This is a genomic window from Bacillus sp. FSL K6-0972, assembly GCF_037976035.1.
GTDB lineage: Bacteria > Bacillota > Bacilli > Bacillales > Bacillaceae > Bacillus > Bacillus haynesii.
Genome location: NZ_CP150260.1, coordinates 477,650 through 493,735, shown reverse-complemented (window position 1 = coordinate 493,735; position 16,086 = coordinate 477,650). Strand labels below are relative to the sequence as shown.

Below are 16,086 nucleotides of genomic sequence, written 5' to 3'. Positions count from 1 at the left end.
ATGGGTTTTTTCGTAACCCATGAGTTTTATCATTGCGAAAGAAGGAGCCGGAATGAACGAAAAAAGAGCAGCAGTCTTAAGGGCCGCCAAAAAGCTGTTTGCCCAAAAAGGCTATCATAACGTTGCAATGCAAGCGATCGCTGAAGAATGCAAAATGTCAAAAGCATCTATTTATAAACTGTTTCAATCTAAAGAAGATCTTTTGCTGGCATTGATCAAGTTCAGAAAGCATGAAATGCTGAACAAAAGCGCCATCATCAATACGGAAACCTCGCTGACGCCAAAAGAAAGATTCGCTAAAAAAATCGCTTTGGAGATTACGGAATTCAGAGAAAACCGCCAATTTATCAATTTCATCTCCAATGAAGGATCATCCCCGGATACCGCGGTATTTAAAAAGCATCTAAAAGAAACAAAATCGATGATCATCAGCTGGCATAAAGATTCTATCATTCAAGCGTACGGCGAAGAGGTGGAGCCGTTTATATGGGATATCGTCATCATTTTCCACGGGCTGATGAGGGAATTCCTGTTTTTAGTCGGCACTGGAAAAGCGCAGCCTGACGTTACAACGATTCCACCATTCATTATGTCAGTTCTGGATCTCTTCATAGAGAAAAAGCTGAACGAAGATCAGAAAAGTTCATTAAATGAAGACATTATTGCCTCCTATACGAATTTCTCAAGATGCTGGGCACCGCCCAAAAAAGAGGAATTGCTTGAAGACCTTTTGCAAAAACTGAAAACCAAGATTTCCTCCCTGTCACAAGACGACTTTTCCGTGACAGAACTGCTGTCAGCAGCAGATTTGCTGAGCGAGGAGCTTTTCAGCAAAGAGCCCCGCACGTATTTAATCAAGGCTCTCCTTGATTACCTTGGAAAAATCGAGGCTCTCCAATACGATGTTTCACAAATACAAACGATTAGTATAAAAGAATAAGAGGGATTGATATGAATACAGGAACCGAACAACAGACATACAACAGAAATATCATCGTAGGTTTGCTTATTGCCGGGGCGTTTATCGCGATCTTGAACCAAACGCTCCTGGTTACGGCACTGCCGCATATTATGGCAGACTTGAACATAGACGCTACAAAAGCTCAGTGGCTGACAACGGCGTTCATGCTGACAAACGGGATTCTCATTCCGATTACCGCCTTTTTGATCGAAAAATTTTCGAGCCGCGCGCTCGTCATCGCCGCGATGAGCATCTTTGCCGCGGGAACAGTCGTCGGTGCGGTTGCGCCTAACTTCCCGGTTCTCTTGACGGCGCGGATCATTCAGGCCGCGGGCGCCGGAATTATGATGCCGCTCATGCAGACGATCTTTTTAACGATTTTCCCGGTTGAAAAACGCGGAGCTGCAATGGGGATGGTCGGTTTGGTGATCGCCTTTGCACCGGCCATCGGACCGACATTGTCAGGCTGGATCGTCGACAGCTTTACATGGAGATACTTATTTTATATTATTCTACCAATTGCACTGATCGATCTTGTGCTTGTCATCTTGCTGATGAAAAACGTCACGAAATTAAGAGAAACTTCAGTGGACATCATATCTATTATCCTGTCCAGCCTGGGTTTCGGCGGTTTATTGTACGGCTTCAGCAACGCCGGATCAGAAGGCTGGGGAAGCAACACTGTTTTGATTTCCTTTGCAGTCGGTGCGGTCGCCCTGTTCTTCTTTATCTCTAGACAATTAAGAATCAAAAGACCGATACTCGAGTTTCGCGTTTTCCAATCGTGGACTTTTACGATAACAACGCTCCTCGGTATGATCGTTTTTGCATTAATGATCGGTACTGAAACCATTTTGCCCCTGTATACGCAAAACGTCAGAGACGTGACAGCTTTCGATTCCGGTTTGATGCTGCTGCCGGGCGCGATAGCCATGGGCATCATGTCACCGATCATCGGCCGGATTTTTGACAAGATCGGCGGAAAAGGCCTTGCCATTATCGGATTTGCCGTCTTGCTGCTGACGTCGATCCCGTTTGCGGATCTGCAAATGGATACTTCGCTGACATTTATTATCGTCATTTATACGCTGCGGATGATGGGAACTTCCATGATTATGATGCCTCTCACAACTGCTGGTATCAATGCACTTCCGGCGCACCTCATTCCGCACGGAACAGCGATGAACAATACGATGCGCCAGATCGGCGGTTCGATCGGCACGGCCGTTTTGATTTCCGTCATGAGTAATTCAGCCAAAAACGCTGCGGCATCTCATCCGTTAAATGCGCTCATTCACGGCATGAATTCCGCCTTTATCGTGGCCGCTGTCTTGGCGCTGATCGGATTTATCCTTTCGTTTACATTGAAAAAGAAGCCGCAGGCCGACAAACAAGGCCAGCCGGCGCGCTGATCATGTCACGCCAGTTCAATCGAACTGGCGTGTTTTTTTATGGTTTGATATTTAACTGAGTCTGGGTTCCTTGCGGCGTTATGAACATTGAAAACCCGCTCTGCATCTCCTTTTGAATTTCAATTGGCCTTTTCTCCTTGAACAAGCCAAAAAAAGGCCGCCGGATATGAACCGGCAGCCTCGCTCTTTTATTTCAATCCATTTTCGACTTCTTTCACCATTTCAGATACGGACTCAAGACCTCCGCCTGACAGGTACCAGTAGCCTGGATCAAGGTATGTGATATGGCCGTTTTTATAGGCTTTTGTTGATTTTACAATTTCATTTTCGATGACTTCTTTTGCTGTTCCTTTTTCGCCGATGGCAGCGCTTCGGTCGATGACAAACAGGTAATCAGGATTCTTTTCAGAGATATATTCGGAAGAGACGCTTTGACCGTGAAGGGAAACCTCAATTTTTTTGTCCACAGGTTCAACGCCGAGTACATCGTGGATCAAGCCGAATCTTGAGCCGCTTCCATACGCGCTGATTTGTTTATCGCTCGTTAAGACGACCAATCCTTTGCCGCCTTTTTCTTTCGCCAGCTTGTTGGCTTTCTCTACTTTGTCATCGATTTTCGCAAGGGCTTCTTTGACAGCATCTTCTTTACCGAAGATTTTTCCAATGTTTTCGGTATTTTCTTTAAAACTGTTCATGTAGTTCTTCTGGTCAAGCTCAATGTCGATCGTCGGAGCGATCTTTTTAAACTCGTCATACTGTTCAGACTGTCTGCCTTCGATGATGATCAAATCAGGCTCAAGCTCTGCAATTTTTTCAAAATCTGGCTCTTTTAGTCCGCCGACGCTTTCATATTTGCTGTCTTTATATTTTTTCAAGTAAGACGGAAGGGTTTGTTTCGGAAGGCCGACAACGCGGTCGCTTAAACCAAGCTCATCAAGCGTATCAAGCATTCCAAAGTTGAAGACAACGACTTTTTTCGGGTTTTTCGGTACATCTGTTGTGTCGCTGTTGTGTTTAATTGTGACGGTTTCTTTTTTAGAGGAAGATTTTGCATCTGTATCAGCAGCTTTGTTTCCGCAAGCGGCTACGACAAGAACGGTTATCAATGCCATAATCAATAAAGATAGTTTTTTCACTTCAGGTCACCTCATCATTTAAAATATACACAGATTTTTTGATCTCCGATTTGTTGGATCGGAATGTCCATATCATAGATGTCTTTCAGCACCGGCGTTTGGATAATGTCTTCTGCCGGCCCCTCTTTTACAATCCGCCCGTTTTTCAGGGCTGCGATTCTGTCGGAATAAACCGAGGCAAAATTAATGTCGTGAATGACAATGACGATCGTTTTACCGCGACTTTCGACAAGGTCTCTCAAGAGCTTCATAATCTCTACTGAGTGTTTCATATCGAGGTTATTCAATGGTTCATCAAGCAATATATAGTCGGTATCCTGAGCGATGACCATCGCGATAAAAGCGCGCTGGCACTGGCCGCCGCTCAACTGATCGAGGTGTTTATGCTCAATGTCTCTCAGCTTCATATAATCAATCGCTTCGTCGACATATGCCCAGTCCTCTTTCGAGAGCCTGCCCTGTGAATAAGGAAACCTGCCGAAACTGACGAGCTCCCTGACAGTCAGCCTGATGTTGATCTGGTTGGACTGCTTTAAAATGCTGATTTTTTTTGCTAAATCATTGCTTTTGTAAGCGCTGATTTCCTTGCCGTCAATCAGCACTTTTCCGGCGTCCATGCCGATCAGCCTGCTGATGATGGACAAAAGCGTGCTTTTCCCCGCTCCGTTCGGTCCGATGAAGGACGTGATCATTCCTTTTTGTATCGTTAAAGTCGTGGGATGAACAACGGTCTGCTCTCCGAATTGTTTCATGATATCTCGTACTTCTATCATCATTTACGCTCCTTCAGCAACAGGTAAATAAAATAAATCCCGCCGATAAAATCAATGATCACAACAAGCGTCACCGTTAAACCAAACAGCTTTTCAACAATGAACTGGCCCCCGACAAGCGCAATGATGCTGAACAAAACCGCTCCGGGAATCAGGACGCTGTGCTTATACGTTTTAAATACTTCCCGCGCCACATTGACGACGAGCAGCCCTAAAAATGTGATCGGCCCCACGAGGGCAGTAGACACGGAAACGAGAACGGCGACGACGATCAGCATTTTCTTTACCGTCCGGTCGTAATCGATTCCGAGGTTGACGGCTTGATCCCTGCCAAGCGAAATGACGTCAAAGTACGGATTATACCGCCAAGCGTAAACGAGTATCGCCAGAATGATGAGCGAAGCAAGCACTAAAATGTCCGTATTCAAATTGTTGAAGCTGGCAAACATCTTGTTTTGAACGACTTGGAACTCGTTCGGATCGATCAGCATCTGCATAAAGGATGACAGGCTTCTGAACAATGTGCCGAACACGATTCCAACGAGCAGCAGCAGGAAGATGTGCCTTCCCCCGCGGCGGAACATCAGGAAAAACAGCACAAATGAAAAGCAGACCATCAAACCGGTTGACAATAGAAAATTGCCGTTTTTGCCGAGGTCAGCGAGTTTGGCTGCACCGAAAAAGTAAATAATCCCGGTTTGCAGCAGAACATAGAGAGAATCGAGTCCGAGAATGCTCGGCGTCAAAATTCTGTTGTTTGTGATCGTTTGGAAAATCATCGACGAATACGCAATCGCTGTACCGACAACGATGATCGCAAAAACTTTGGCAAACCTCCGCGGAAGCGCATATTCCCATACAGACGGCAAGCCGTAGAACAGAAACAAACCGATGCATGCTGCTGCTATCACGATGAGTACAAGCATTTTCTGTTTATGACGCATAGGCTTTTCTCCTTAAAAGCAAGTAAAGAAAAACGCCGCTCCCGATGATGCCGACCATCAAGCCAACCGAAATTTCGTACGGGTAAATGACGAGACGTCCCGCTATATCGCAAAACAAGACGAAAACGGCTCCGAGAATCGCCGTGTGAGGCAGGCTGTTTTTCAAATGATCTCCCCTGTAGATGGACACGATGTTCGGGATGATCAATCCCAAAAAGGGAAGCGTGCCGATCGTCAGGATGACGACGGACGAAATAATAGATACGATGATCAGCCCGATATTGACCACCCGCTTATAATTCAATCCAAGATTGATGGAAAAAGACTCCCCCATCCCGGCCAACGTGAATTTATTGGCGAACAGATAGGCAATGATAACGAGCGGTATACTCAGAAATAAGAGCTCATACCTCCCCTTCATGACCAGCGAAAAATTCCCTTCAAACCATGCATTGACGTTTTGAATAATATTGTACTGATAAGCCATGAAAGTAGAAATGGCGCTGACAACACTTCCGAGCATCATACCGACGAGAGGGATGAAAATCGCATCTTTGAACTTGATTCTGTCCAAAATTTTGACGAACAAAAAGCTGCCAAACAGTGCAAAAACAAAGGCAAACAGTATTTTGACCACAATTCCTGCAGACGAAAAAAGCACGATCGCAATGATCACGCCGAGCCTCGCCCAATCCATCGTTCCAGCGGTGGTCGGTGAAACAAATTTATTGCGCGTCAGCTGCTGCATGATCAGCCCGCAGATGCTCAAGCTCATTCCCGCCAGCACGATGCTGAGCAAGCGCGGGATTCTGCTTATGTAAAGCGTTTGAATTTCGTCCTCATTCAAGCGGAAAAGATCAAGAGGCGAAAGCTCCTTAACGCCGATGAATATCGAGCTGAATGAAAGAATGATGAGCATTAGCAATAAGTATCGTAGTTTCATGCTGCAGTAGCCTCCTTGCACAACAAAGCAACCCCTCCGCCGACGTTAATGATTATCATTATCAATAAGGGCCTTTATATATCTTACCATTTTTTCTAACATAGTCAATAAGATTAATAGATACAAAGGTTGAAGTCATGCGATTCCCCTATGATTAGTCCTCCCTAAAAACACATTTGTTCTTTCCTGAAAGAAAAACCTTGATTCTTCTTGTAAAAAGCGCAATAATTAAAATTAAATTTATTTCGAAAATTTAAACTTTAGGAGATGTAACAAATGAAAGTCGTTAAATTTGGGGGCAGCTCACTCGCATCAGGAGCTCAGCTAGAGAAAGTATTTCAAATCGTCACTTCCGATCCGGAAAGGAGGGCCGTCGTCGTATCGGCACCCGGAAAACGGTATCCCGAGGATACGAAAGTAACTGACCTGTTAATCGAATGCGCCGAACAGTACTTATTATCGAAAGAAGCGCCCGGCCTGGTTGAGGCGATTGTCGGACGGTATGCCAATATCGCGCTTGAGCTCGGGCTTGCCGATGACGTGATCAACCGGATCAGGGCAGACCTGCTTCAGCTGCTCGAAGGTGATAAAACAAATCCGGAACGGTTTATTGATGTGATCAAAGCAAGCGGCGAAGATAACAACGCCAAACTGGTAGCAGCTTACTTCAGGCACCGGGGAGTTGAAGCACATTATGTCAGTCCAAAAGACGCCGGGCTGTTCGTGACGAGCGAACCCGGCAACGCGCAAGTGCTGCCCGAGTCGTATGACAATCTGTTTCAGCTGAGACAGCAAAAGGGCATCATCATCTTTCCCGGCTTCTTCGGATTCAGCCAGGAAGGCGAAGTGATGACATTTTCGCGAAGCGGCTCTGACATTACGGGCTCCATTTTAGCGAATGGATTGAAAGCCGAGTTGTATGAAAACTTTACTGACGTTGACGCCGTATATTCTGTCAACCCGGCGATTGTATCCAACCCAAAAGAAATCCGCGAGCTGACATACCGGGAAATGAGGGAGCTGTCGTATGCCGGCTTTTCCGTCTTTCATGATGAAGCATTGATCCCTGCTTTCCGGGCGCGCATACCGGTTCAGATCAAAAATACAAACAACCCGGACGCGGAGGGGACAAGAGTTGTCGCCACACGCGACAACACGAACGGACCTGTCGTCGGGATCGCCAGCGACAGCGGATTTTGCAGTATTTATATCAGCAAATATTTGATGAACCGCGAAATCGGCTTCGGCCGCCGCATCCTGCAAATTCTTGAAGATGACGGGCTGACGTATGAACACATTCCGTCCGGCATTGACGATATTACGATCATTTTAAGGCAGGATCAAATGGATCAAGCAGCAGAAAAGCGGATGATCAAACGGATCAAGGAAGAACTGGATGCTGATGAAGTGACGATTGAACACAATATTGCCCTGATCATGGTCGTCGGCGAAGCCATGCGCCATAACGTCGGAACGACGGCAAGAGCGTCAAAAGCATTGTCTGAAGCCCGCGTCAATATCGAAATGATCAACCAGGGCTCCTCGGAAGTCAGCATGATGTTCGGCGTTAAGGAAGCTCAGGAAAAACAAGCGGTCCGCGCATTATACCAAGAATTTTTCGCAAAAGTTCTCGTTTAAAAAAACCCCTTTTTTTATGGGGTTTTTTTGTTGTCAGAAAATATCCCCTTCCCTTAAATTGCCTGCCTTAAATGGATTCACAAAACCGTTTTGAAAGCCGATATGTAAAGTAAATAAATTGATAGGAGAACACCATATGAATCTGTTGAGAAATATAAAAATCAGAAGCAAACTGTTTGTCATCATTATCATATCAGCGCTGTCTTTGTCGATTGTCGGCATCCAGGGGGTAGGCGGGCTGAGCAAGCTTTCAAAAGGTTCCGAGATGATTTATCAAGATCAATTGATTCCCAACCAGTTGTTTGCAAAATTAAAAGCGAACAACCTTGATCTTGATACGTACAAATTCGAGTTGATGGTGACGAAAGACGATGATCGAAATGAAACATTGCAAAAAAACATTAAGGAAAAAAACGAAGAAAACAGCACCTTAATGGAAAAGATCGATCAGCTGAAATTAATGGACAACGTATCTGAAAAATACGAGAGCTTTAAAAATGAATACAAGAAATTGCAAGATATCAGCAGCGAGATGCTCAGCTTGGCGGTGAAGAACGAAAATGATAAAGCATATGATGTCTATCTAAAAGAGATGGAGCCTCAAAGGGAAACGGTCAACCAGCTGATTGAAGACATTCAAACATTAAATGCTGACAATGCCAAAACAATCTATCAACAGGATTCTAAAGAAGCCGGTTCCATTATCACGCTTCTCATCGTTGTCATTGCTGCATCGCTTGTTTTATCCATCTCGATCGGACTCTTAATGACAAGGCTGATCACAAAGCCGATCAAAGACATTCAGGCGCTGTTCGCAGAAACAGAGCAAGGCGATTTTACTGTCAAAGGAACATATCAATCGAAAGATGAATTGGGATTGCTGACAGCATCGTTTAACAAAATGGTAGCAGGCGTCCGTTCGATCATTGAAACGGTCGGCGAAACGTCGCACCAAGTTGCTTCATCATCACAAGAATTGAGCGCCAGCGCGGATGAAAGCACAAAGGCGAGCGAGTACATCTCAACAACGATCCAGGAGCTTGCAGTAGGCTCAGATCAGCAGGTGGAAAGCGTTGAAAACAGCAGAACCGTTATTAAGGGAATGACCGAGTTTGCCAGAAGAATTTCTTCCAATGCCGAAAAAGCTGCCGCCACCGCTGACCAAACGGCGCTGATGTCGCTTGAAGGCACGAAAGCCATTGATAAAGTAAGCGCACAAATGAAGTCTATTAATGAAACGGTCGTCTCTCTCTCAGAAGCATTTAAACATTTAACAGAGCGTTCCAATGAGATCGGGAATATTACCGAAGTGATTACGAGCATCGCTGAACAAACGAACCTGCTTGCTTTAAACGCGGCCATTGAAGCGGCCCGGGCTGGAGAACAAGGAAAAGGCTTTGCCGTCGTCGCGGATGAAGTCAGGAAATTAGCCGAGCAATCGGCCCAGTCAGCAGAACAGATTACAAGATTGATTACGATCATTCAAAACGATACAAAGCAGACGATGAACTCGGTCATTTCGGCAACCGGAGAAGTCAAAGAAGGCCTTGTCGTCGTTCATGAAGCCGGAGGCGCTTTCCAAAAAATCGAAAACTCGATAACGGAGGTCGTCACACAGATTAATGACGTGACAAACTTGGTGAAAAACTTGACAGCTGGCACAAGCGAAATCGAAACCGCCATTTCCGGCGTCAAAGAAGTAGCCGAGACAGCAGCGGGAAGCACGCAAACGGTTAGTGCGGCAACCCAGGAGCAGCTTGCTTCAATGGAAGAAATCGCCGCCGCATCACAGATCCTCGCGCAAAACGCCGAAGAGCTGCAGCACCTGATCCAGAAATTCAAAATTAAAGGTTAACAAAAACCCGCCAGACGATGTCTGGCGGGTTTCTATTCATCATCATCTCTCGCCGTCTGCGGCAGACGTATGATAAATTTTGTTCCTTTGTTTTTCTCGCTTTCAATCTCAACCGTGCCATTGTGTAGGGAGACGAGCTGTCTGACGATCGACAGTCCCAGCCCGTATTCTCCGTAAGGGGTGTTCGTCCGTGATAAATCTGCTTTATAAAAACGATCCCAAATGTTTTCGATATCCTTTTCATCAATGCCGATTCCGGTATCCTCTACTTCGATCACCGTCTCCTTGTAGTCTTCCCGGCCTCTCAGCCAAACGGTTCCGTTCGTTGTGAATTGAATGCTGTTCTTCGTGATATTGACGAGAATCTGGATGAGCCGGTCGTAATCGGCATTGACCATTACATGATCCTCCACATCGAGGATCAGCTGATTCTGTTTCTCCTCCGCCTGAAGCGCCAGCTGCTCTTTAATGATTTCAAACACTTCGATCAGCGGATAATGCAGCTTTTGCAGTGTAATCTGGTTGGAGCGGATTTTTTCATAATCAAGATTTTCGTTGACAAGTCGAATCAGCCTTTTTGTCTCCTCCGTAATCAGCTTCATACATTTATCCTGCTGATCTTCGGGTATCGTCTGGCTGTTCATCCCTTCTACTAAGCCGCTGATCGTCGTCAGCGGCGTCTTCAGTTCATGTGAGACGTCAGTGATAAACTGCCTTCTCCGCTTTTCGAGCCGGTCGATTTCTTCGCTTGAGCTTTTTAACTTGCGGGCCATAATGTTAAAGTCGTCGCCTAAATCACCGATTTCATCCTTATTGCGGTTTTCGATATGGATGTCATAATCTCCGGCGGCGACTTTTTTCGTTGCATCGCGGAGCTTCTGAATGCGGGCGACATGGAATTTCGACGTCAGCCAGCTTAAGAGAATAGCGACTAAGATGACACCCGCTGCCGTAAAGAGCATAAAGCGGTTCATGTCGCTGATCATTTCCTCGGTCCCGCTGATCGGAGCGGTCAGCAGAATGCCTCCCTGAAATTCATTGTTGACGATGTTGGGCAGCGCGACGACCGATACTTCCTCATTAAAACGGTTAAAGTCGGTTTTGACGACAACGGCCTTTCCATCTTTAAGCTCTTTCCATTCTTCATCACTGAGCAGCAGTTTTCGCGGCCGCAAATCGGCCGGCGTCAACAAGACCTCTTTCTTTTCATTAAATAAAAAGAAGCTGATTTTCCTGCTTCGCAAAATTTCCTCAAACGGCTTCATAATGGCCGGCGCGCCTTTTGGCCGCATCTCCATTTCGCCCATGATGCGGTAGCCGTAGGAAGACAGCTCATCGACTTTGCTCTCATATGCAAAGTCTTTGGCAAAGTGGGAAAACAGCGCCCCCGAGATGAGAAAAGCCAAGAGTAATATACTGATGTGACTGGCCAGCAGCTGATAGAGATACTTAATCTTCATCGAACTTGTACCCTACTCCCCATACGGTGTAAAGAAACGGCCGCGAATCGCTGCCAAGCTTTTTTCTCAGCCGCTTAATATGAACGTCAACGGTCCGCTCGTCTCCGTAGAATTGGTATCCCCAAACCTGCTCAAGCAACTGCTCCCTTGAAAAAACCTGTTTCGGGCTTTGCACCAGGTAATACAATAAATCGAACTCCTTAGGCGTCAAATTTAGAATTTGAACGCCGTCCAAAAACACTTCTCTTGTTTTTTTATTGATTTTAAAATGTTCCGTTTCAAGCGTGTCGCTGTCAGCGGAATCCTGCCGGCCGGCGCTTTGATATCTCCGGCTCACCGCTTTGATTCTCGCCACAAGCGCCAAAGGGCTGAACGGCTTTGTCACATAGTCATCAGCCCCGAGCTCAAAACCGAGCACCTGGTCTGATTCCGTATCCTTTGCCGTCAGCATAATAATCGGAACCGTGCTCTCTTCCCTGACCTTTTTGCAGATCGTGACCCCGTCCATGGACGGCAGCATAATATCGATGATCAGCAAATCCCAATTACCCGATTTAAAACGGTTATATCCCTCAAGTCCGTCATGGACGAACTCTGTTTCAAATCCTTCTTTTGCAAAAAACATTTCTGTCATTGTACATACGCTTAAATTATCTTCGATCATTAATATTTTCATCGTTAATGTGCCTCCGCTAGACAAACGTTAGATTCATTTTACATAGGGCTCAGCCATTTCTCAATTCAATTCTGAACATTTAAAGGTCTGGCAACAGTTTGGTCATAATTTATTCATAAGTAGCAGCTAAGATGAAATCAAGCATAAGGCAAAAGTCCTGCTGCCGTTTGACTTCGCAGCCATAATAAATGAAATAGATACGGAGGAATCACGCGTTATGAATTTTTTCAAACGAGCCTTTTGGAGCATGAAAGCGAAAATAGGAAAAACACTTTTACAATTGTTTGTTTTCACGATGATTTGCTTGCTGGTGCTGACAGGAATTACGATCCAGTCGGCAGCCGTGAAATCGAGCGAACTGGCAAGGGAACAGCTCGGAGGCAGCGTCACACTCAAAGTTGACAGGGAAAAAATGATGAAAGAACAGCAGGAATCAGGAGACCGGAAAAGGTTTGAATCGACCCCCGTTTCTGTCAAATCAGCCGAGAAACTTGCGAGCCTTGACCATGTCAAAAGCTATAACTTCATCTCCTCAACGTCTGCTTTAGCGGACAATTTCGATCCGATCGAAAGCGGTGACGAGGATTCATCGGACTCAAACAGCGACGAGCCGGCCGGACCGGGCGGCAATGAACAGGGCGGCCGGCAAATGATGCAGGCTGACGTATCAATCGAAGGTGTAACAAGTACAGCCCACGTCAGCGAATTTTCCGAAGGGACGTCCAAGATCACGGAAGGCCGTGCTTTAACAAAGGATGATGTGAATAAAAAAGTCGCCGTGATTGAAGAAACGCTTGCTGAAGAAAACAAGCTGAAGGTCGGCGATACGATCAAAGTCAAGACGAGCAGCGATGAAGCTACAACAATCAATTTGAAAATCGTCGGAATCTATAAAACGACTTCATCTGGAAACAATCAAGCGCAAAACTTCTCCTTTTTAAATCCTTATAACAAAATCTACACACCGTATACGGCGGCATCGGCCTTAAAAGGCGACGATTATAAAAACGCGATTGATGAAGCGGTCTACAATATGGACGACGCCTCAAACATCGACGCTTTCATTGCGTCTGCCAAGAAAACAGGTATTGATTTGGATACATTCACATTGGACGCCAATGATCAATTGTACCAGCAGTTGGTCGGCCCGATTGAAAATGTCGCATCCTTCTCGAAAAATGTCGTCTATCTTGTCACGATCGCCGGAGCGGTGATTCTCTCCCTGATCGTCATGATGTCAATCAGGGAGAGAAAATACGAAATGGGCGTTCTGATGGCGATCGGCGAAAAACGCTGGAAACTCATCGGACAGTTTTTGACCGAAATCTTAATGAGCGCAGTGCTTGCCATCGGCATCTCAGCATTAACCGGCAGCCTGATTGCGGGGCAAATCGGGAACCAGCTCTTGAGCCAGCAAATCGAACAAACGTCAGCTAGCCAGTCTGCAGGCGGAATGATGGGCCCAGGCGGCGGAGGCTTCTTCGGACAAAGTACCGCTCAAGTCTCAGCCATTGATCAGCTCGACATTCAATTATCCTTCGAGGACTTAATGGCACTCAGCGGAATCGGCCTTTTAATTACGATGTTCGCGACACTCCTTCCGTCCATATCTGTTTTAAGGCTCCATCCGAAAACGATTTTAACAAAACAAGAATAGAAAGAAGTGAAGATGATGGGCAGTATTTTAGAATTTCAGAATGTCCGCTATTGGTATAAAAATCAGGATCAGCCTCTCTTCGAAGATATCAGCATTCAATTCAGCCAAGGACTCTTATATACGATTGTCGGGACTTCCGGTTCCGGCAAAACCACCTTTTTATCGTTGGCGGGCGGACTTGACGTGCCAAAAGAGGGGGACATCCTGTATAAAGGAGAAAATATTTCAAAAATCGGGCTGACCGGCTTCCGCAATCAATATGTATCGATCGTTTTTCAGTCCTATAACCTGCTGCCATATATGACGGCTCTCCAAAATATCACGTCGGCCATGGAAATTACCGGATCTCAGGTCAAAAACAAAGAACAATACGCTTTGGAGATGCTCGAAAAAGTCGGCATCCGCGAAAAGCAGGCCAGACAGAAAGTAATGACATTAAGCGGCGGCCAGCAGCAGCGTGTCTCCATCATCAGAGCGTTCTGCTGTGACACTGATTTAATCGTCGCCGATGAACCGACAGGCAACTTGGATGAAGATACATCAAAGGACATCGTCCGGCTCTTCCAAAACCTTGCCCACCAAGAAAACAAATGTGTCATCATGGTCACCCATGATGAACAGATCGCGAAAGTATCCGATGTCAACATCAGGCTTTCTAGTGGCGGCTTTACCGTCAAAAACCGCAGATCAGCAGAATAAGGGGAACGGCATGAGCCGTTCCTCTTCTTTTTATGAAGCAAAAGCTTCTGCAGCCGCCGCCAAATAATACGAGAGGCCTGTTTGCTGATTTTCAAGCATTCCGCGATGAAAATCGTCTTCGATAAAGAAGCGTGTCTGGGTCTGAAAATCGTCGGGCGTGATCCCCAAAAACTCGAGGTGCCGTTTAATTGCGGTCTTCACTTGTTCATGGTTGTATTTGACTCCATCTCTGAGCGCTTCTGCCATTCCATTCATAAAACGGGCTGCCTCTTCAGCTTTTTCATTCATTTCTTCCGCTATGATCGGTTCTCCTTTCAGCAAATCGACATCATATGCTTCCTTCAAATAGCGGTTCTGTTCAGCGAGTGCATCCTCCCATTCCCTGCTGCTTGAAAACCCTTTAAACATGCTTGATTGATCCATTGCTTCTCCTTTCCCGGCCTGCTGAATCGAGAGATCGATCGTAGAAATAAGCTGTTTGATCCTGTCCAAACGGGCAGTAAAAAGACGTTTCTGCTCAGACAAAATCGTCAGTCGATCAGCTTCACCGTCCAGTATTTGTTTAATTTCCTTGAGCGGAAATTCGAGCTCCCGATAAAACAAGATGTGCTGCAGCCGTTCCAGCTCTTTTCCCCCGTAAAGGCGATAGCCGGCATCCGTCACCTCCGCGGGGCATAAAAGGCCGATTTTATGGTAGTGGTACAGCGTTTTGATCGTGATATTCGCCAACCCGGCCACTTCTTTTACCGTATAGAGCATCAAACCTCACCTCGTCTGTCATGTTAAAGGGTGCCCTAAGGGCGGGGTCAATCCATTACATGGCCTTTTTTTTATTTTTTTTCATTTTCACATACGCGACTATGCAAATAAAAGCGGGAAGGATCACCTGCATCGGCAAATGGACATATAATGGAACAAACTCGATTCCTTCTTTGACATGCTCTGAAATGTTGCTGGCAATGGAGACGGATAAAATCAAAATGACAATGCCGATGACATGAACAATTTTGGAGGGGTTTTTAAGCTTGAATAAAACGGTCACGCCTTCTGTTACGGCATACATGAAAATGCTCATCTTAAAAAAACCGCCAATCACCAATACGAGCATGAAAAATACATCAAGCCTGTCCAGAAATTCGGCTACTTGAATCGTCTGGATCGTACTCAGCAATGGGAAGCGCGACCGCATATTAAGGTCAACGCCGAGCACACTGATGTTCAATGCCACATTAAAAGCCAGGATAATGCCGCTGATGGCGATTCCCAACAGCCCCGCTTTTTTCGCTTGTTTCTTTTCCTTTAAATACGGCAGGATCAATGTAAAGACGATAATTTCTCCAAACGGAAAATACAGCGTTTGCGTGAACACGGCATGGAGCATCGGACCGGGGCCGTTTCCGAGAATGGGCAAAAGCTCTTTCGGTGTAATCAAGCCTGAAGAAACAATCAGGATGAGGCCCGTGACAGCAAGCCAAAACATGATGCCAAACAGCAGCTCGCCTGAACGGGCCAGGACCTCGATTCCTTTCCTCACGGTAAAAATACAAACTGCAATCAACAATCCATTCGCGAAGATAATCGGCGTGTTCGGATAAGCCGATGTCAGCAGCATTTCGCCAAAATCGCGCAGAACCCTTGCCGCAATATAACAATAATAAACTATGTAGATAAAAGTCAGGCCCCAGCCAACCGGTTTTCCAAAAATATTCATCAGCGTTTCGTAGGGAGAGGCATCAGGATTCACTTGGTAGAAAAAGTGGTGCATCATAAACAAAGCCAGTCCTCCGACTGTTCCGAACAAGATCGCGATCCAGGCGTCCTGTTCAGCAGATTGTCCTGGAAAAATCAGCAGAGAGCTGCTGAGTTCAAACAGAACAATCAGCACGAACAGCTGTGCAGCACTGATTTTCGCTTTCTCCATTTAAAGCCCTC

At 45.9% G+C, this 16,086-nt stretch carries 14 protein-coding genes; 6 read left to right on the top strand and 8 right to left on the bottom strand.

The window, feature by feature from the left end:
- Positions 1-52: 52 nt before the first annotated feature.
- Positions 53-940 carry a TetR/AcrR family transcriptional regulator gene (locus MKX80_RS02520; RefSeq protein ID WP_234112630.1) on the top strand — a complete coding sequence of 296 codons (888 nt, stop codon included), beginning with the start codon at positions 53-55 and terminating at the stop codon, positions 938-940.
- An 11-nt stretch (positions 941-951) separates the two neighbouring features.
- Complete coding sequence (locus tag MKX80_RS02515; protein ID WP_154995619.1) at positions 952-2,373, top strand: MDR family MFS transporter; 1,422 nt, start codon at positions 952-954, stop codon at positions 2,371-2,373.
- Positions 2,374-2,561: 188 nt separating this feature from the next.
- Here the strand turns inward: MKX80_RS02515 and MKX80_RS02510 are convergent, their stop codons facing one another.
- The 4 genes from MKX80_RS02510 to MKX80_RS02495 are packed head-to-tail and all read right to left on the bottom strand — an operon-like array spanning position 2,562 to position 6,169.
- Positions 2,562-3,509 (bottom strand): siderophore ABC transporter substrate-binding protein, encoded by a 948-nt coding sequence (locus tag MKX80_RS02510; RefSeq protein WP_154995617.1) that lies wholly within the window; start codon positions 3,507-3,509, stop codon positions 2,562-2,564.
- A gap of 14 nt (positions 3,510-3,523) precedes the next feature.
- On the bottom strand, positions 3,524-4,282 hold the full coding sequence (locus MKX80_RS02505) for an ABC transporter ATP-binding protein (protein WP_182071076.1): 759 nt from the start codon (positions 4,280-4,282) through the stop codon (positions 3,524-3,526).
- A complete protein-coding gene (locus MKX80_RS02500) occupies positions 4,282-5,226 on the bottom strand; it encodes an iron chelate uptake ABC transporter family permease subunit (protein WP_154995613.1) in 945 nt (314 codons plus the stop codon). Before MKX80_RS02500 ends, MKX80_RS02505 begins: the two co-directional genes overlap by 1 nt.
- Positions 5,216-6,169, bottom strand: a complete 954-nt coding sequence (locus tag MKX80_RS02495; RefSeq protein ID WP_076791861.1) for an ABC transporter permease — start codon at positions 6,167-6,169, stop codon at positions 5,216-5,218. The genes MKX80_RS02500 and MKX80_RS02495 overlap by 11 nt, the downstream gene beginning before the upstream one ends.
- Positions 6,170-6,445: 276 nt before the next feature.
- On the opposite strand from MKX80_RS02495, the gene MKX80_RS02490 reads away from it, so the two are divergent.
- Together MKX80_RS02490 and MKX80_RS02485 are read left to right on the top strand one after the other, a co-directional pair.
- Entirely contained in the window at positions 6,446-7,807 is a 1,362-nt protein-coding gene (locus MKX80_RS02490) for an aspartate kinase (protein ID WP_268343109.1), read from the top strand.
- Between the two features lie 136 nt (positions 7,808-7,943).
- Entirely contained in the window at positions 7,944-9,662 is a 1,719-nt protein-coding gene (locus MKX80_RS02485; RefSeq protein WP_339227882.1) for a methyl-accepting chemotaxis protein, read from the top strand.
- A gap of 32 nt (positions 9,663-9,694) precedes the next feature.
- On the opposite strand, the gene MKX80_RS02480 is transcribed toward MKX80_RS02485, so the two are convergent.
- Together MKX80_RS02480 and MKX80_RS02475 are read right to left on the bottom strand one after the other, a co-directional pair.
- Positions 9,695-11,122 carry a HAMP domain-containing sensor histidine kinase gene (locus tag MKX80_RS02480; protein ID WP_268324424.1) on the bottom strand — a complete coding sequence of 476 codons (1,428 nt, stop codon included), beginning with the start codon at positions 11,120-11,122 and terminating at the stop codon, positions 9,695-9,697.
- The gene (locus tag MKX80_RS02475; RefSeq protein ID WP_154995603.1) at positions 11,112-11,798 is read right to left on the bottom strand and encodes a response regulator transcription factor; all 687 of its coding nucleotides are present in this window, start codon (positions 11,796-11,798) and stop codon (positions 11,112-11,114) included. Before MKX80_RS02475 ends, MKX80_RS02480 begins: the two co-directional genes overlap by 11 nt.
- Positions 11,799-12,015: 217 nt before the next feature.
- On the opposite strand from MKX80_RS02475, the gene MKX80_RS02470 reads away from it, so the two are divergent.
- Positions 12,016-13,455 (top strand): ABC transporter permease, encoded by a 1,440-nt coding sequence (locus MKX80_RS02470; RefSeq protein WP_268343111.1) that lies wholly within the window; start codon positions 12,016-12,018, stop codon positions 13,453-13,455.
- A gap of 15 nt (positions 13,456-13,470) precedes the next feature.
- Positions 13,471-14,154 (top strand): ABC transporter ATP-binding protein, encoded by a 684-nt coding sequence (locus tag MKX80_RS02465; protein WP_268314346.1) that lies wholly within the window; start codon positions 13,471-13,473, stop codon positions 14,152-14,154.
- Positions 14,155-14,184: 30 nt separating this feature from the next.
- On the opposite strand, the gene MKX80_RS02460 is transcribed toward MKX80_RS02465, so the two are convergent.
- Together MKX80_RS02460 and MKX80_RS02455 are read right to left on the bottom strand one after the other, a co-directional pair.
- Positions 14,185-14,913 (bottom strand): MerR family transcriptional regulator, encoded by a 729-nt coding sequence (locus tag MKX80_RS02460; RefSeq protein ID WP_268314348.1) that lies wholly within the window; start codon positions 14,911-14,913, stop codon positions 14,185-14,187.
- A gap of 55 nt (positions 14,914-14,968) precedes the next feature.
- Positions 14,969-16,075: a GerAB/ArcD/ProY family transporter gene (locus tag MKX80_RS02455; protein WP_154995597.1), complete on the bottom strand. Its 1,107-nt coding sequence runs from the start codon at positions 16,073-16,075 to the stop codon at positions 14,969-14,971.
- Positions 16,076-16,086: the final 11 nt, after the last annotated feature.